7 protein-coding genes and 1 pseudogene are annotated in these 18,918 nt (G+C 67.9%); 4 read left to right on the top strand and 4 right to left on the bottom strand.

From position 1 onward, the window contains the following. Positions 1-17: 17 nt before the first annotated feature. Both HXX10_RS06095 and HXX10_RS06100 read right to left on the bottom strand, forming a co-directional pair. Positions 18-365: pseudogene (locus HXX10_RS06095) on the bottom strand (IS481 family transposase); the annotation flags it as partial. A gap of 251 nt (positions 366-616) precedes the next feature. Then, entirely contained in the window at positions 617-1,534 is a 918-nt protein-coding gene (locus tag HXX10_RS06100) for an NUDIX domain-containing protein (protein ID WP_296520720.1), read from the bottom strand. Here HXX10_RS06100 and HXX10_RS06105 point away from each other — a divergent pair. Continuing rightward, positions 1,500-2,516: a radical SAM protein gene (locus tag HXX10_RS06105; protein ID WP_296520722.1), complete on the top strand. Its 1,017-nt coding sequence runs from the start codon at positions 1,500-1,502 to the stop codon at positions 2,514-2,516. The genes HXX10_RS06100 and HXX10_RS06105 overlap by 35 nt on opposite strands. 956 nt (positions 2,517-3,472) lie before the next feature. Further along, positions 3,473-5,161: a recombinase family protein gene (locus HXX10_RS06110; RefSeq protein ID WP_296520723.1), complete on the top strand. Its 1,689-nt coding sequence runs from the start codon at positions 3,473-3,475 to the stop codon at positions 5,159-5,161. Between the two features lie 280 nt (positions 5,162-5,441). Here the strand turns inward: HXX10_RS06110 and HXX10_RS06115 are convergent. Then, positions 5,442-6,199, bottom strand: a protein-coding gene (locus tag HXX10_RS06115; protein ID WP_367141933.1) for an IS5 family transposase whose coding sequence is annotated in 2 segments (ribosomal slippage) — positions 5,442-5,860 and positions 5,860-6,199 — 759 coding nt in all. Because the reading frame shifts where the segments join, the coding sequence is not laid out codon by codon here. Positions 6,200-6,340: 141 nt separating this feature from the next. Here HXX10_RS06115 and HXX10_RS06125 point away from each other — a divergent pair. Further along, positions 6,341-7,156, top strand: coding sequence for a TAXI family TRAP transporter solute-binding subunit (locus tag HXX10_RS06125; protein ID WP_296520727.1), 816 nt, complete (start codon positions 6,341-6,343; stop codon positions 7,154-7,156). Positions 7,157-7,217: 61 nt separating this feature from the next. Continuing rightward, the gene (locus HXX10_RS06130; RefSeq protein WP_296520729.1) at positions 7,218-7,616 is read left to right on the top strand and encodes a hypothetical protein; all 399 of its coding nucleotides are present in this window, start codon (positions 7,218-7,220) and stop codon (positions 7,614-7,616) included. 132 nt (positions 7,617-7,748) lie between these two features. Here the strand turns inward: HXX10_RS06130 and HXX10_RS06135 are convergent, their stop codons facing one another. Next, positions 7,749-18,812: a filamentous haemagglutinin family protein gene (locus tag HXX10_RS06135; RefSeq protein WP_296520732.1), complete on the bottom strand. Its 11,064-nt coding sequence runs from the start codon at positions 18,810-18,812 to the stop codon at positions 7,749-7,751. Positions 18,813-18,918 lie beyond the last annotated feature (106 nt).

Genomic DNA, 18,918 nt, shown 5'->3' on the forward strand with positions numbered 1-18,918 from the left:
GCAGGCGTGCGGGCTTCTGCCGGCCGCCGCGAGATGCCGTGCCGCTCGAGGCAACGATGGAGGCTCGAACGGGTCAGCCGCGGAATGCTCTCGCGCAGGCAGCCGAAGACGTCATCGAGTGGCAGCAGAGTTCGTCTGCGAAACTCGACGATCATGGCCTCCTCGACCTGCGTGAGGACCGTGCTGCGGGGATTGCGAGGCCCCATCGGGGCGTCCGACGTTGTGGTTCTCACCCGCCATTTCGCCACCGTCGTGCGGCTGAGGTCGTATTGTCGGGCGAGGGTGCTGGTCTTCTCTTGCGACGCTTGGAGCTCGGCTCGAACTCGCGGCGTTGTGCGGGCGCTCCCGTGAAGAACGTCTGCCATAGCGAATCTTCCCCTTCTCGGGTCAAGAATACGCCACGACTCTCCGGGACTGAACACCTAGTTGGCGCGCCGCGGTCGATGAAGATGGGCACTACTCGTTCGCCGTTGCGCAATGATGCAGCGAGCCGTCACCCGTTCCAATCTGAAAATCCGCGACGACCTGCGATTTTCTTGGTGCGTCGAGCCGACCCAAAATCGCATTCACGATGTAAGATGGTTCCCGTTTAAGGGCCCGAGCCTTATGCCGGCGCTCACAGAGTCCGGTCGAACTCCGCAATCCCCGCAGCGGCCAGCCGATAGAGCTGCGCCGGACGGTCGGTGACGATGCTCTTTGCGCCTTCGACCGGCGCAACGATGCGCAACTCGCCGAGCTTGCGCCGAAAGGCGCTGTCGTTCAGCGCGCGTCCGAGCACGACCTCGTAGGCAGCACGCAGCTCCGGCAGCGTGAACTGCGGCGGCAGCAGGAAAGCCGGCAGCGTCGAATAGGCCGCGCGGCGGCGCCAGCGATCGGCCGCCTTTGCCACGATGGCATCATGATCGAACGGCAGGCCCTTGGCCTCGCGCAACGGCACGCTCGCCAATCGGCCGCCGTCGAACGCGGAGCTGTCCGGCGACGGCATCAGCGCATAATAGGCGACCGAGGCCGACCATCCGCGCGGATCCCTGTCGTTCCCCGAGAACGTCATCAGCTGCTCGAGCAGCCGCACCTTCAGGCCAGTCTTTTCCCGGATGACGCGGGCGGCCGCATCCGACGTCGATTCATCCTGCTCTGCCCGCACGTAACCTCCGACCAAGGCGAGGCGGCCCGCATGCGGCTGGTGCTCGCGTCGAAGCAGCACAACGTGCATCCGCCCCTCCTGCAGCGTGAGAAGCACGACGTCGACGGTGAGGATGGGGCGGATCAGGTCCGGTTTCATACGCGAAATAGTAACAAGCAAATTGCGTGTTGCAAATAGCGTGAAGGCTGCGATGCTGCGATCGGCGGGCGGTACGGCGGATTTTCGCGAGTGTTTGCGAAAGCCGGACGATCGTCGCGAATGGTCAAGGATTTTTGCGGACCCTAGCGGTTTCCTCTCGTGGTTTCCTGGCATCCGCTTGGCCGTCGCGTTGAATGTGTCGATGAAGGAGAGGCAGATGATCGTCGTGTGGCGTGTGGTCGACAGCTGCAACTTGGCCTGCCCGTTCTGTGCGTTCGATCGGCGACTGGAATTTCCCCGTCACGCGGCCGACGTCGTGGACGTGATAGGATTTGCGCGCGCGCTCGCGGCCTATCAGGCGCAAACCGGCGAAGGTGTCTTGCTCAGTTGGCTCGGCGGCGAGCCGTTGGTATGGAAGCCGCTGGAAAGCCTGACGAATGCGGTCCGCGCGCTCGGGCTGAAGATCAGCGCTACCACCAACGGGACCTCGCTCGGAAGCGCGAGGTTGCGCGAGCATATTTGCGCGGCCTATGAGGAGCTCACGATCAGCATCGATGGCTTTTCCGGCTTTCACGATCCGATGCGGGATTGGAAGAACGGCTTCGAAAAACTGCAGTTGTGGATTCCGCTGCTGGCCGCGCGGGCGCGCGCGGTCGGGTCGCCGCTGAAGCTTCGGGTCAATGTTGTGTTGATGCGGCAGAATGTCGAGCACTTTGCCGCGCTGTGCGCCGAGGTCGCGACCTGGGGCGTCCGCGAGATCACGTTCAATCAGCTCGGCGGACGCGATCGGCCCGAGTTCTATCCGTCGCACCGGCTGAGAAGCGCGGATGTCGACCGGATCGAGACGGAGCTGCCGATCATCCGCCGAACCATCGCGCGCCACGGCGTCACGCTGGTCGGTGGCACCGCCTATCTGTCGCGCATTCGCGCCAGCGCCCTGGATCAGCGCAATCCTGTCTACGACTGCGGCCCAGGCGAGCGCTTCCTTTTTATCGACGAACGGGGGCGCGTGACGCCCTGCAGCTTTACGACGCCCGACTACGCCGTCGACGTCCGCAGTCTGCGCAGCGGCGACGACATCGCGGCGCTGCCGACGCGGTTTCGCGCCATGCGCTGCGCCCGGCGTTCAACTCAGTGTGACGACTGCCTGAGCACGCAGGTATGCGACAAGTTCAGGTCGCCGCCGGACGCTGCAACAACACAGGTCGTGCACCGCGAGCCGGCCGTGGCATGAGAGGTGATCACCTATGTCTTCGCTGATCGTAATCGCTCGTCTCGACGCGTGGGTCCTCTCGAAACGAGTATCGTGCCCGTCTGCTCGTCGCCTTCCTGTGTCCGATCCGCAAACAACGAGCAAGGCGCAGCAGATCGTGCGCCTGGCTTCGCTTGATCTGACGACACGTGACGCACGCGCGGCCATTCGGTGTATCGCCGCAACGAACTTGCGTGGAATTTGTTGCCGAGGTGCTTGGTCGGGTTTCCTGTCCGATCGCAGCTTGGCGATGCAGCGCGCGGGAACGGCGGGCTTCCGACCGCCGACCGAGCGATGGCAAGATAAAAGGCGCAAGGTGCGCTGCGGTCGACGAGTGGAAGAAGGCAATAGGATCAGCTTGCTGCAATGAGGTGCATTTTTAGCTCGCAGCCTGCGACCTTGCGCAAGGCTTTACAAAATCATTGAGGCTCGCACCTCGTCGACCGCGCCGAGCCATGATCGCTTGGAGTGAGCCGTTGCCGGGCAGCCGCAAGCCCGTCAAGGCTCGCGCTGCGCGCGCCCGGCTCCGCCGGCTTGCGGCCTTGACCGACTCGCGACTGCCCAGCTCTTTGGCCTCCAAGCGATCATGGCTTCCCGTGAGCGAGGTCGCTCCCGTGGCGAAGCGAGTGGAGATGCCGGCGTAGCGCGGCGTGGACTTCGGCCGTTCTGCGGAATGGCAACGGGTGCCACACTCGCGCCATGGCTCGCTCCCAGAAATCACGGCGACAGTGCTCGGCCTTTTCGGCCGCCGCGCTCGGCGATCTGTACGACTATGCGCGCCGCCCGGCTCGCCGCTCCAGGCGATCGCGGAAGGCCGATCCGATCGCCTGGATGGCGACCGATGACTGGCCCGAGGACGTACCGGTGACCGACGCCGAGGTCGACGCGTTCGAGGCTTGGTTCGGCGACCTGTTCGACGAGCTGTTCTCGACAGGCGATTGAGGGGAGATGACCATCATGACGCACCGGTTCGCGCCGCCCTCTACCTGCGGGTCTCGACCGGCCGGCAGGCGGACAGCGATCTCTCCATTCCGGACCAGCGCCGTCAGGCGAAAGGCTACTGCGCCTCGCATGGGTGGGGGATCGCCGCCGACTACGTCGAGTCCGGCGCGTCGGCGACCGATGACAGGCGTCCCGAATTCCAGCGCATGATCGACGCCGCGACCGCCAAGCCGCCGGCGTTCGACGTGATTTTGGTTCACAGCTTCAGCCGCTTCTTCCGCGACCAGGTCCAGCTCGAGTTCTACGTTCGCCGGTTGGCCAAAATTGGCGTGCGGCTGGTGTCGATCACCCAGGAACTGGGCGGCGACCCGATGAGCAACATGATCCGCCAGATCATGGCGCTGTTCGACGAATACCAGTCGAGGGAGAACGCCAAGCACACGTTGCGGGCCATGAAGGAGAACGCCCGCCAAGGCTTCTGGAACGGCGCGCTGCCGCCGATCGGCTACCGCATCGCCGAGGCCCCCGAGCAGCGCGGGCATCGCGTCAAGAAGACCCTTGAGATCGACCCCATCCAGGCAGAGACCGTGCGGCTGATCTTTCGCCTCGCGTGCGAGGGCGACGGTAGCTCGGGGCCGATGGGCGTCAAGTCGATCACCACGCACCTCAACGCCGCCGGCATCCGCACGCGCGACGGCGGTCGCTGGGGGATCGGCGCCGTGCACAAGGTGCTCACCCGCACGACTTACGTCGGCCGCCACCGGTTCAACACCAAGCTGTGGAAGACGCGCGAGCGCAAGCCCGAGGCCGAGGTGGTCGAGATGGCCGTGCCGCCGATCATCGGTTCATCGGAGTTCGAGGCCGTGCAGACACTGCTCAAGACCCGCAGCCAGGCACTGACCGCGCCGCGCATCGTGAGCGGTCCGACCCTCTTCACGGGCATCTGCTTCTGCGCCGCCTGCGGCGGAGCCATGACGCTGCGGACCGGGAAGGGAGGGCGCTACCGGTACCACACCTGCTCGACCAAGGCCCGCCAGGGCGAGACCGGGTGTGCGGGCCACACGGTGCCAATGAACAAGCTGGACACCCTCGTAGCCGAGCACATCGAACGCCGGCTGCTGCAGCCTGCCCGGCTCGAGCAGATCCTGTCGTCGGTCCTCGAACGCCGCCACGAGCGCGTCGAGCGCCGAACCTCGCATATCGCCGACTTGCGCAAGCGTGCGGTCGAGGCGGACGCCAAGCTCAAGGGGCTTTACGACGCCATCGAGAACGGAGTCGCCGACGTCTCCGACCCGATGCTCAAGGACCGAGTAAGCGAGCTGAGGGCCGTCCGCGACCAGGCCCGCGCGGACGCCGAGCGGGCCGAGGGGGCGCTCGATCGGCTCGGGCCGAGCATCACGCCGCAGGCGTTCAAGACCTTCGCCCGGCAGGCCCGCAAGGGCATGCGGGCCGAGGGCGGCGGCTACCGTCGCGACCAACTCCGCGCGCTCGCCCAGCGCATCGAAGTGGACGAGAAAGAAGTTCGCATCATGGGGTCGAAAAGCGCGCTGCTGCGCACCCTCGTCGCCGTGTCGAGCGCAAAAACGGCAGGTTTTGGAGTGCCCAGTTCTGTACCGAAGTGGCGCGCCAGCCCGAATAAAACTGCGAACACGTATGTCATTGAAATAGCGTTGTGTTCTCAGTGACGATATTCCGCAACAGGCCGTCTCCAAAGCCGCCGATGTGATGACGTGCCTCCTAAACCACCGCCGTGAGAGCCTTCTCGGCTATCCGAGGCTCACGGCGCGCACGGTTTCCAACTCCATCAGCCCCTGGGCTGCGAAGCCGATCATCTCCCGCATTACATTGGCGTCGGCGGCATTCTCCACGCGGCGTCTCGACCCGCTCTGTCGATAACTTGGTCAAGGGATGGGGATGAACGCCATCTCCAAGAGCTGGATCAGCCGCCTGTGCTAGGGTCCGGACTCATAACCAGTAGCTGATGGTTGCGGCGATGTGGACCGTAGCGAGGAAATTGACCGCGAGGCGGTCGTATCGGGTTGCTACACGGCGGAAGTCCTTCAGCCGGCAGAACATGCGTTCGATGGCGTTTCGGTTGCGGTAGAGGACTCGCGAGAACGTGCTTTTCCAGCGCCGGTTCACCTTGGGCGGGATGTTCGGCATGGTGCCGTTGGCCTCGACCTGCGCTCGGATCGCGTTCGAGTCGTAGCCCTTGTCGGCGTGCAGAATGCGCGCGTCCGGCAACTGCTTCAGGAGGTCGTGCCCGGCCGTGCAATCGGCGACGTTGCCGCCGGTGAGCAGGAAGGCGATCAGTCGGCAATGCCGGTCGGTCAGCGCGTGGATCTTGGTTGTGCGGCCACCGCGCGAACGGCCGATCGCCTGCGTCTGCGCCCCCCTTTCCCGCCGGCCGCCGAGCGATGGGCCTTCACGGCGGAACTGTCGATCAGAACTTGCTCGGGCGGTCCGCCGGCGCTGGCCAAAGCGTGGAAGAGTTTCTGCCAAACGCCTTTCTCGGCCCACCGGACGAAGCGGTTGTAGAGCGTCTTTCGGGGGCCGTAGACGGCCGGAGCATCGACCCAGCAGCCGCCGGACTTCAGGACGTGCACGATGCCGCTGATCACACGGCGATCGTCCACTCGCGCCTTGCCCCGCGTGTCGGTCGGCAGGTGCGGACGGATGCGATCAAACTGCGCCTCTGTCAGCCAGAAGAAATCTTGGGTCATCACGGCTCCTCCCGGAAACCGTGAATCACAACCCTCTCACGCTGCCAACACTTTTATGGGTCCGGACCCTACGGGGCGGCCTCCAATCTGGAGGATCTGCTCTATCTCCAGGGCGTCGACGCCGCCGTCACCCAGGCCGACGTGTTCGAGTATTTCCGCGTCGAGCGGCGCACCCCGAACCTGGCGACACGGGTCAACTACATCCTGTCGCTGCCGATCTCCGAACTGCACGTTCTGGCTCGCGACGACATCCGCACCATCCAGGATCTCAAGGGCAAGAAGGTGAATTTCGGCCCGGCCGGCAGCGGCTCGAGCCTCACCGGCACGATCGTCTTCCAGCGGCTCGGCATCCCGGTCCAGCAGGTGATGATCGACCAGTCGAGCGCGCTGCAGCAGCTCCGCGCCGGCGAGGTTTCGGCGCTGGTGCGGGTGGTGACCAAGCCGGTCGACTTCTTCGCCAAGATCCCGGCGGGCTCGGGGCTGCATCTCCTGTCGGTGCCGTACTCGAAGTCGATGGCCGACTATTACGGAATCGGCGAGTTCACCGACAAGGAGTATCCGGGCCTGGTGCCGGCGGGCCGCACCGTCGACACGATCGGGGTGCCGGCCGTGCTGGCCGTCTACAACTGGGCGCCCAACACGCCGCGCTACGCCAAGGTCGAGCGGCTGGTGACGCGCCTGTTCGAGAACTGGGACAAGCTGCAGAAGCCGCCCTTCCACCCGAAATGGCGCGAGATCAATCCGGCCGCCACGGTGCCGGGCTGGACCCGCTTCGCCGTTGCCGACCGCATGGTGCAGAAGATGCGGGCGGACGGCGCGGCCCGCCAGCAGAAATCGCTGCGCACCGATTTCCAGGAGTTTCTGGCGAGCTCCGGCCCAAACCCGGAGAGCGACCGCGAGGCGCTGTTCCGCCAGTTCCTGCAGTGGCAGCAGACCCGAACCGCAAAGCCCCAATAGACCGTTCGGCGCCGGGGCCGCGGCGGGCTCCGGGAGCCAGCTCGCACCAGCGAGGACCACCATGCCGATCACACCGGGACGCCTGCTGATCGCCGCGGGGCTCATGCTCTGCGCCGGCGGCGCGGGCGCCCAGACCCGCACCGCCACGCCGGCGCCGCCGGAGCGCTACGCGCCGTCGTCGGTGTCCTATGTCTGCGATCGCGCGCTGGCCGAGGCCGAGGTGAAGCGGCTGACCGGCACGGGCGTCATCGCCGAGCTCAGCCAGTTTCCGCCCAATGTCTCGGTCATCGTCGACAAGCGCCAGTGGGACAGGACGGCCGCGCCGCTGCGCCGGCGCTGGGCCCAGGACGTCGCCTGCGCGACCGGCGAAGGCCAGGGCAGCATGCTCCGGACCGTGACGTCCCGGGCCAGGGACACGAGCTGCCTCGGCAGCTTCTCGGACGCCGACCTCAAGGACTGACGAAGGAGCGACACACCGGCGTCCGCCGCCGCGAACCGGTGACGCGGCGGAACGTTGTCGAAAAAGACTGCGGACGAGATGCCTCGCGGCGGTCCGAGTGCTCGTAGCCCGCGACGTCACCCGGCCCCCGCATCATCGGGAAAGCTTGCGTTTTTCCTCGTCGGTGAGGCGCTCCAGGTCCGAACGGCTGAGCGGTCCGAAGCCGACGATCTGGATCGGATCGGCGGGGTCGTAGCTGCTGCGCTTGTCCGGCGGCTTGCGACGGCCCCCCTCGTCGCCCGGCGCGCCGTCCTCGCCGCTCGCTCCGCCATAGCCGAGGATCTCGACGATGATCACGCTCGGCCGCTCGGCCGCACTCGTCTGCCGGGTGGCGTTCGCCACGGCATCGGCGGCGGCCTTGTCTTTGGTCTGGACGGTGAGGACCGCGACGGCCTCGGGCGCCTTCGGCACGCCCTTGGTCTGGCCGCCGACCTGGATGTTGTCGATGTTCAAGACGAAACGCGCCGCCACCGTGAAATCGCCCGAGACGCGGATGCCGCCGTCGCCGGCATTGACCGTGCCTTGCGGGGCGATCAGGTGGACATCGCCTTCGGCGACGCCGTTGTAGCCGATCACCGTCCCGATGCCGCTGCCGGTGATGTCCGGGGATTCGGTGACCTTGGTGTTGGCATCGACGTCGGTGGCGACGGTCGGCTTGGACACCGAGCGGGCCGTCTTGGCGCCGCGGCCGGCATCGATGTCGCCCCGCGTCGACCAGATGACCTCGTCGCCGCCCGCGAAGGTGAGAATGCGCGACTGGTTCACCGCCACGTCGCGATCGGCGAAGATGCCGATATTGCCGCCGCCGAGCGTCACCACACCGTATTTGTCCGACACGACGGCGCTGACGGCGGCCGCCTGGAAGATGCCGCCGGGCGCCAGAATATCGATATCGCCGCCGGCCTTGGTCTGCAGCATGAGGTTGCCGAACTTGGCGTCGCCCTTCCAGCCGGCGCCCGGAAACAGCGTGGCGATCGCCGCATAGCCGCGGTTGTAGCCGCCATTGAGGGGGTTGCCCTTGGCGTCGAGCGTGTTCTGGTCGTTGTCGGCTTCGCGCAGCTCCTCGATATAGACCTCGCGCAGGAAGCGCTGCTGCGTCAGCGTCGGCAGCGACTTGAACCGCGCGAAGGCGTCGAGCGGCGCCAGCGTCTGCCCGGTGATCCTGGCGACGAAGCCGACCACGCCCTCGCGCAGCACATGGATATTGCCGCTCTTGCGGGTCTCCTGGCTGGTCACGAGATAGATCGGCAGCGTGATCCCGCCGACATCGACTTTGAGATAGTCCGGCATCGCCGCGACATTGGCGGGGTCCAGATAGGCGGCGATCAGCGCGTCATAGGCCGGCTGCTTGCCGCCCATGCCGGCGAGAACGGAAATGCCGGCGCCGCCGGCCGGCAGGCCCGCCACGACCTGATAGAGATTCAAGCGATTGTTGAAATAGAGATTGCCTAAGCTCTGAATCTGGGCGCTGGGGCTGTAGACGTCGCGGCCGGCGGACAATTCGAGCGCCCCCGGGCCGAGGATCGTGATGGTCCCCGGGATGATGTCGTTGCCCGCCTCGAGCAGCGACACGTCCGTGCGATTGACGTTGCGAAGCTGGAAGCTGTCGTTGCGGATGTCGGTGCCGGCGCGGAACCAGGTCTGCTCGCTGGTGGTGACCGCGCCCCTGATCTCGGACGACATCGAAGCCGCCGGCAGAGCCGCGATGATCGACCCGGTGCGCGCATAGATCCGGCTCGGCTCGGTGTCGACGATGCCGAGGCTCGTCCCGTTCGCGAGCAGCTTGATGGCGAGATCGCTGTTCTGGGTGGCTCCGGACGTCGGCAGCAACGGCGACGGCAACATGTCGGCGGTCGCCCATGACATCACGATCGGGCCGTTGAGCAGGACATTGCCCTCGGCGAGGATCTGCAGCTCCGGCTCACGGCCCGGCATCGTCATCAGGCGGTTGAACATCATGTTGGAGGACGGGCCGGTCATCGGCGGAATCTGCACATTGCCGTTGAGCGCCGTGATGCTCGTCCTCGACGGATAGAGATTGGCGGCACTGGTGGTGAACCACTGATAGCTCTCCTCGGACGTCACGCAGCAATGGTCGAAGATGCTCACCGAGACGAAGCGCGACAGATACTTGCCCTGGTCGACCAGGATGACATTGCCGCCGACCGAGGTGAGATCGAGCGCGGTGCGTTCGGTATAGCCGCTCATCGAGACGGTACCGGCCATCAGCGGATCGAGCACCGTCTGCAGCCGCAGATCGCCCGCCGTCGTCACCGACATCGTGGCGTCGCCGAGCGCCAGCACCGGCGCCAGGACATAGCTGGTGGTCGAGCCGGGGGCCGTGGTGACGATCACGCCGGCGGTGCGCCCGGTCGCGAACTCGCCGGCCACGATGGTGCCGGCCCCGCGCCCGACATAGAGCTGGCCGCCGCGGATCGCCCCGCCGACATCGACGTCGAGGGCGCCGCCGTTGCGAATCGCGAGGGATTTGGCCGGCACCGCCGCGGTGCCGCCGCTGACCCGGCCGTTGGTCGCCAATGCGACCACGAGATTGGCGAGATCACCGCCGGCGACGAGCGAGACATTGCCGCCGCCGAGCGCGCCGACGCCGTTGGAGAAGGCGGTGTAATCGACCCACCAGGACGATTGCACGGTGAAGATCCCGCCGGCGCCGGTCGTGCCTTGATGCTGCAACCAGTCGGCGATGATCTGGCCGTTCAGCGAGCCGACCGGCTCGGTGGGCGCGGCGACGCTGCCCTGCGCCGCGATGCTGAGATTGCCGCCGTTGACGCCGTAGCTCGCCGCGGCCGGCTTGGCGAAATTCGCCACGTCGGCATCCTTCTGTCCGGCCGTGTAGACGACGGACTTGTAGTTGGCGAGAGAGACGTCGCGCCCGGCGCGCACGGCGAGATCGCCGGTGCCGGTGCGCACCAGCTTGCCGGCCGCCGCGCTGCCGATCGTGACCGAGCCGCTCGCCGCCGGCAACCCCGCCGAGGGCACCGTGGCCAACATGCCGGCGGAGGTCAGATCGGCCCCGGCCACCAGCCGCAGATCCCACGACGCGCCGCTCGAGAGGGTGCCGCTGCTCAGCGCCGTCGAGAAGCCGTCGCTGAGATTGCCGAGAATGGCGAGATTGCCGGCGGCGCGCAGCGTCAGCCCGCCCTGGCGCAGGCTGGCGTCGAACCGGCTGTTCAGATCGAGATCCGAGGCCAGCGTGAGATCGCCGCTGCTGCGGATCTCGATCCCCGCCATGATGCCGAAGCCCTTGCCGGCGAGCCGTCCGGGCCTGGCGGCCATGAAGGTCGCGGCATCCGTCGCCGCGGTCGCCATCGCGGTGTCGACCGACGTGTCGGTGTAGACGCCGACCGCCTCCAGCACGGCCGCGCTGCCGCCGTTGACGACGCGTGCGCCCGTGATCGTGGCATCGAGACGATCGACCGCGACATCGACATGGTCGCCGGCGCCGCCGGTGTGACGAGACGCGCCGGCGAGGCCATTGGTCTGCAGCGCGCGCAGCCGCACGACGCCGCCCTGGCCGCCGCCGACGTCGATCGTGCCGCCCGCGAGATCCAATGTGCCGCCGGCGACACCGGCCAGCGTTCCGCCGACCGCATCGAGCAGCACCCGGCCGCCGCCGAGCTCGGCGGTGGCGTTGGCATTGAGGCGCGCGCCCGCGTTCATCGTGATGCCGTTGCCGGCGGAAATCGAGATGCTCCCGCCATAGGCCGATTTCGCGTCGACGAGGCCGTTGATCGTCACCGACCCCCGATCGGCGACCAGGCCGAAATTCGCCACCGTGGTGACGCCGTCGATCGACACATCGCCCGAGCGGATACGGAACTGGCGCGACGCATAGAAGCCGGCCTCGTTGAGGCGCCGATTGAGGCCGGCGAAATCCGGCAAGGCGTCGATGTCGAGACTGAACGAGCCGCCGACGCCGCGCCCGGCCTGCGCCCTGAGGCTGCCGTCGAGCGCGACCGTGCCGCCGCCGGTCGCCGTCACGGCCAGCGTGCCGGCATTGCCGCCATTGTCGTCGGCCTGCAGATCGATGGTCGCCCCCGCCGCCACGCGCACGCTGCCGCCGATGGCGGTCAGCGATACGCGGCCGGCGTCGGCATAGGCCACGACATCGTAGAACCGCTTGCCGAAACCACCGACATCGACGATGGCGCCGTCCTCGACGACGACATCACCGCTGGTGGCGGTGAGGTCGACGGCGCCGCCCGGCGCCAGAATGCGGCCGTCGACCGTGACATGGCCGCCCGTGAAGGCGAGACGCGCGCCGAGGCTTTGCCCGCTGTCGGTGAGGTCGCCCAACCCGCCGCCGGACACCGACAGGGCGCCGAGCGTCGTCACGCTCTGATAGGCCCCGCCCCGTCCGGTGACCACCGGCGCCACCAGGGCGACCGCGGCCGCGGCCGCATCGAGGGCGCCGTTGCCCTCGCCGACGATCCGTCGCGTGCCGCTCAGCATGACTGCATTGAAGCCGCGGATCGCCTTGTTTCCCACTCCCAGCACCAGTTCTCCGGCGTGGAAGGCCAGTGTGCCGCTTCCCGTGCCGGTCGGCTCGACCAGGGTCGCGCTCGAGTTCTTCAGCGTGATCTTGTCGGCCGCGATGGCGACGCTGTTGCTGCCGTAGCCGACCAGCCCGGCGGCATCCAGCACCACATCGCCGACGCCGCTGTCGCCGAAATTCAGCGACGCGAACAGATCGATGGTCGAATAGCTCCGCAGCGTCAGGGTCCGGGTGCTGGACAATTGCGCGAGGTTCTGGGCCGACAGGACCAGCCCGCCGCCGCCGCCGCCGAGCCCGATCCGGCCGCTCGACAGCGTCAAGGCGTCGCCCGACACCTGCGCCGAGCTCGACAGCGCGGTGTTGCGGGTGGCATCGATCAGGAGCGCCTTGCCGCCGGCCAACCTGGCGCCGGCGCCGATCGTCACCAGGCCGCCGGTCGAGGTGACGACGTTCTGGCGGATCACATTGATGGCGCCGCCGTTCGACACCCGAATCAAGGCGCCGTAGTCGCTGCTGGCGCTGACCGGGGCGATCACCAGGTCGCCGGCGCGAGCGGCGATGTCGCCCTGTGCGACGACCGCGCTGCCGGCATCGACCGCGATCGAGCCGGTCGCGGCGAGCATGATTTCCGGTCCGCTCAGCGGCGCGCCGCCGTCGTTGCGCACGATGATGCTGCCGGCCATCACGGTGATGCGGGTGCCCGCCGGATCGACCGCACGGGTGCCGCCGATCAGCAGGCTGGCGGCGTGGTAGTTCGACAGCGCCGCCGAGTCGACGACCAGATAGCCCGCGAGGTCGGCGTCGTTTCGATGATCGCCGTTCACCACCGCGATCTTGGTCCCGGCGATGTCGACCAGGCCACCGATCCCGCCCGCCACCGCCTGCGATCTCAGTTGGCCGTCCAGGATCAGCGTCTGGGTCGCCTGCAGCACGACGGCGCCGCCGTCCATCGGCAGCCGCGGCGTCACCACGTTCACTCCGGTCAGGCGGTACTGGCCGAGCTTGAAGGCGTCGGAGGCGAAGAAGTCGTCGGCGAGCGCCTCGTTGTACTCGCTGTATCGGCGAAGCGTCGATCCCGACATCACCCGCCAGGACGACGCGAGCGGCTGGGCCGCGCCGCTCACCACATTGGCGCGATAGCCCGCCACCACCATGGCGCCGTCGTTCAAGGTCACGCTGCGGGTCAGGGCCTTGCCGGTCGAGCCCGTCACCATCTGCACCGTATAGGCGCCGGGCAGCAGCGCATATTGGGCCGGCAGCAGCGTGTACCAGCCGGCCGCCAGGCCGTCGCCGCCGGCGAGCCAGATGCGGTCGCCGACCGCCAGCGAGGCCGTGGTGTTGCGCGGCGCGATGGCCGAGCTGTAGGACGGAATGATCGCGTACACGCCGGCCATCGCCAGCACATCGTGCGAGCCGCCCGGCCCGGCGACGAATTCCGATGCGTAGAGATCGCCGCCGCCGCTGATGTCGACGACCGCGCCCGACCTCTGGTTCACGGTCGGGGCCGACAGCGTCACCTTCTTGTCCGGCAGCGAGGCCAGGACGTTGACGGTGGTACTGCCGAGCGGCGTCTGGGTCCAACTGTCGCCGTTGCTGAGATTGCCGTAGGGCAGGATCAGCCCGTTGCCGGACACCGAGGTCAGGCTGCCGGCGCCGAGCGTCAGGCTGGTGGTCGCCGACAGCGTGATGGTGCCGAACGGCGCCAGCAGCGTGCCGTCCTGCTCGATGACGGGCGCCGACACGGTGAGCGATCCGGCCACCGAGTAGGGCAGGGTCGCCGCGCCGTTCTGCAGCACCGTGATGCTGCCGTTGGACTTGATGGTCGCCGCCACGCCCGACACCGGATAGACGTCCGCCGCCTTGATGGTCAGCTTGCCCTCGGCGTCGAGCCGGCCGCCGACCTTTTGGGCGGCGGAGGCACTGGCCGCGGAAATCGCGTCGATGCGCAGCTCGCCGGTCTCCAGCGAGGTCTCGCCGTAGCCGCGGATATTGTTGGCGCCGAGAACCTCGATCAGTGGTGCCGCGAGCGTCAGCTTGCCGGTCGTCGCGCTCGAATAGGCCGACGAATAGGCCGCCAGATTGCCGGCACTGTTGAAGACGATGTCGTTCGCCCGCAACGTCGCATTGCTGCCGGCCACGACGCTGCTGAGCCGCGACATGTTGCCGGACAGGTTGAGCGTCAGGGTTCCCGGAACGCCGACGACGACGTTGCTGCCGAGCCGGATGCCGCTCGGCGTGGTGATCGAGACGTTGCCGAAGCCGCCGTTGGAGAGCGAACTCGCCGCCACCCGCGTCACGCCGACCGCGGTCGTCGCCTGCATGTCGGGGATGGTGATTTTGGTCGTCAGTGCCGACGAGGTGTAGAAATATTTGCTGAGAAGTTCGACAAAGGGCTGGGAGATGGCGGTGTTGTACTCCCACGCCTTGACCGATGCGGTGGCGCCGCCGGCATCCGCCGCGCGTCCGTCGACCACCAGCACGCCGTATTGCAACTGCGTGCGCAACTGGTTGAGCGCGGTCCGCATGCTGGTGCTCGTCGCGACTGTCCCACTGTACTCGTCGTAGATATCGAGATCGCAGGTCGTGCAATTCACCAAGATCGATTTGGCGACTCCGGTCGCCGGGTCTTTGTACCAAACTGTCGTCGGCAGGGTGGGCGACATGAGCAACGGCGAGGTGGACACGACCGTCGCCGGCGACGTCTCGGTGATCGACAGCGTGCCGCCGGCAGCGCCGGGGCCGCCGGCATAGCCGAGCAGCGTGGCGTCGATGGTCGAGGTGCCGACGCCGGTGTCGGTCAATGCGATCGAGCCGCCATTGCTGACCAGGCGGATGCGTTGCTCGCCCGGTAGGACGCCGCGCACCGGCGGCCGATCGATATCGGCGGCGGCGCCGGAGACGTCGAGCAGCGATCCCGCCGTCAACGTGATGGTGCCGGTGCTGTAGTTGGCGGGATTGCCGGCCGCGATCGCGATCGACCCGCCTTGCAGCACGCTGCCGCCGAGATATCCGCGCGCATCGGCGGCGATCAGCGGCACGCCGCGCGCCAGCAGCCGCGCCGTCGCGGCCAGGGTGACGTTTCCCCCGGCCGTCACGCCGATGGACCCGGCCGGCGCGATCAGCGTGCCGCGCACGATCGCATCGCCCGAGACCGCGAGGCCGATGCTGCCGCCGATGTCGGTCCGCACCACGGCGCCGGTTCCGACCGTCACGACGGAGCCCGAGAGCGACAATGACGCCGGCAACCGGGCGGCCCGGTCGATGTCCCGCAAGGCCCGCAACGGTCCGAGGTCGGTGATCTTCGCCCCCGAGGCGACGCGGGACAGATCGATGCCGACGAGATCGATGTTGAGCGGTGCCTGATCGACGACCGCCCCGTCCGGCACGAGGATGGTCAAGGGCGCCACCGTCAAATCCGGCAGAGCGACGCTCAGGGATCGAAAGCCGCGATCGCTGAACACCGTGCCGGGCAGATAGAGAGTCGCGGGGTCGGCCGGCGCCGCGCCACCGAGCTGAACGGCAGCCGTCGTGCGGATGTTGAGGGCGCCGCCCGATCCCGCCGCGTAGGCCCGCATGTCGAGGCGGGCGATCTGCGCGGCGGTCCGCGCGTAGATGTCGATGCTGCCGGCATTGCCGGCCTTGAGCCTGGTCTTGCCGCCGGACGAGCTCAACCGCCCGCCGCCGGACACGTCGAGAACCGGGGTGCCGGTGCCGGACAGGTAGGCCGCCAAGGTGATCTTGCCGCCGTCGATGGCGGGCGCCCGCGCGCCCGCGCCGTCGATGAGCTCGTTGACCCATTCGCCGCCGACATCGATGACCGAGCCCGACTCGAGGACAATCGAGTTGGCCGCGCCCAGCGACACCGTTCCGCCGGCGATGCGGATGGTGCCGCCGATGGTGAAATCGCCGACCCCGGGCCCGGCGCCGCTCACCGAGAACGCCGTCTTGGGCGTCAGCTCGAGCGTCTCGCCGGCCGCCAGGCCGAGGCTCTTGGTGACGTAGAACTTGAACGCCCCCATGCCCGATGCGGCCAGAATGTCGGAGTCGAGATAGGTCGTCTTCTTCTGGTACGAGTTCACGTCGGTGGCGCTGCCGCCGAACCAAGTCGCGCCCAGGACGGATCTCGAGTCGAACCCGGCCGGCAGCATCGTCGGGTGGGACGAGATGATCAGATTGCCGATCTGCCACTGGGTCTCCTCGGCGGCGCTGCCGCCGACCGTGAACGTGCCGGCCGTCGCCGGCGTGCCGATGCCCGCGCTCTGTCGTCGCCCGGCGATCACGCCGCCGAAGAAATCGCCCTCCAGCACGATCCCTTCCGCGCCATAGAGCTGGATCGCGCCGGCGTTGCGCCCTTCCGTGTAGCCGGCCTCGAAGCGCCGGCTGTTGGCGCGGCTCAGCCGGTTGACATAGGTGTCGGTGACGCTCCAGCGGGAGTGCGAAATGGTGGAGTCGCCGACAAGACCGACATAGACCCGGTCGGGCGTCGCCTCGCCGATATCGTAGATGCGGCCGTCCGCCCCGAGCAGCTTGGTGGTGGTGATCCAGCCGTCGGCATAGCGCACGGAGCCGCCGGACACGTCGAGACTCGAGCCGGCCCGGGTGATCAGCGCGCCGCTCGACTTGACGAGGATCGACCCGCCCACGGTGGACAGCTCGGCCAGTGTCGTCTTGCCGGTGCCGATCCAGGCGCTGACATCGGCGAGCGGCGTGCCCGTCCATTTGCCCGCGACGTCGCCCCACGACACGCCGGCCATCGGGCCGTCGGCAAAGGTGCCGCTCACCCGCCGATCGACCAGCACCGTCAACCCATGCAGCCATGACTCGCGGTAGAGCGGGGAATCCCGCAGCTCGTTGATGCGCAGCTCCGCCTTCACGACATTGCTTTCCATCGCCAGGGCGATGTCCTTGAGCCCGGCGACGCTGAGATAGGCGTTTTCGGCGATATAGACCTCGCTGCCGTCGCGGAGGCCGGTCTCGCCCGGCACCGGCTTTTCGCCGGCTTGCGGCCAGGTGCTGGCGACGAGGCTGATCTTGCCGGCCGGCGCGATGATGCTCGCCTGCGATTCGATGTCGATCGTCTTGCCGCGAATGGCGACCTGCCCGGCGGTGTAACGATTGGCCAGAGCGGTGAGCTCGATCTCGCTGGTGTCGCCGGCGTCCGGCAGGACGCTGACGACGCTGCCGCCGCCGAGCGTGACCTTGCCGGCCGACCAGTAGAACAGCTCGGCCATCCCGCTCGCATAGGCCATCAAGCCCTGGTCCCAGGCGAGCAGGCGGACGGTGCCGTCGCGGTTGTTGAGCGCCGTGGTGACGCCGAGCCAGCCGTTCTGGGTGATGTCGCGTCCCGCCAGGGTGATGTTGCCGCGGTCGGCGAGGACCACGCCGTCGTTGACGACGCTGTAGCCGACCGTCGCGGCGCGCGCCGCCATCTGCGGCAGGATGACGTCGCGCATCGACTTGTTGAAATTACTGAGCGGGGTGCCGGCGGACATGAGCCCCGAGGTCAGTTGATCGTAATAGAACGCATAGGGCGACGGCGCCGACACCGCGACGTCGAGGCCGCGCACCAGGACGTTGGGCGTCAGCGTGGTGCCGGTCAGGACCGGGCTTGTCGCCAGCCAGACCTGCTCGCCCGCCGCCAGGATGACCTGGCCGTCCGGCGCCGAAATCTGGCCCCGGTTGGCCACATGCGGCGCGAACAGCAACGCCTTGCCGCCGCTCGCGACGTTGATCGTGGCGCCGGCCTGGACGACGACGTCGCCCGGCACGCGGTCCGGCACATAAGGCGCCACCTGGCGCGGGTCGCCGACCTCCACGAGGAGCGGCATCACGTCGGCGTAATCGCCGAACTGCGGCCGCGCCGTGGTCCAGTTTCCGTTGCCGTCCAGAAAGACGTAGAGCGGGGCGTCGATGCCGGCCTGGAACTGGTCGTTCTTCAGGTTCAGGCTCGACGCCACGAACGTGTTGGCGTTGATCTGGCTCGAGCCGCCGAAGATGATGCCGTTCTTGTTGATGACATAGACCTGTCCGTCGGCCCGGATGGTGCCGAGGATGCGGCTCGGCGCCAGGCTCGGATCGATGACGCGGTTGAGCGCGATCCACTGGCTGGCATTGCTGCCGCCGGCGGTCTGATTGAAATAGAGATCCGTCTCGCGCCCGACATTGAAGCTCGACCAGGTCAGGATCGCTTTGGACGTGGTCTGCTTGATCTCCACCTGGGTGCGGCCGGTCGCACCCGTGGACGAGGTGGGCAGATCGGCGCCCTGCCACAGGCCGGAGCCGAAATCCGTGGCGCTCGGCACCGCACCCGGGGCGACCACCAGACCGCCGGGCGCGAGACCGTTGCGAACGCCACCGGCCGCGGCCGATGCCGCGGCCCGCGCCGCCGCCTGGACGTCGCGCATGGCGCGCAGCGAATCATTGACCCGGATCAGCGCCTGGGCCGAGGCCGCGGCCGCCGCCTGCGAGGCCGCCGTCGAGGCCGCGGCTGCTCCCGCCGCCTGATTGACGACGCTGTCGCGCAGGCCGCCGGCTTCGGCCGGGACCGGCATGGTCGCCGTCAACGCGGCGAGGCTGGTCCCCGCCAGAAGGGCCCGTCGTGTGTGGCGGCAGAGGCGATTCAAGCTGGTACGGAGCGGCATGGTTGTGTTCCGGCACGACGACGGGGCTCGGCCCCGGCGGCGGCTGCCGTGGGGGTCACGGCGAAGACGGACCGCGATGCTGAAATCCACCGAGCCGGCGGAAAAA

Origin of the sequence: Rhodoplanes sp. (assembly GCF_013377085.1) — a bacterium.
Taxonomy (GTDB): Bacteria; Pseudomonadota; Alphaproteobacteria; order Rhizobiales; family Xanthobacteraceae; genus Rhodoplanes.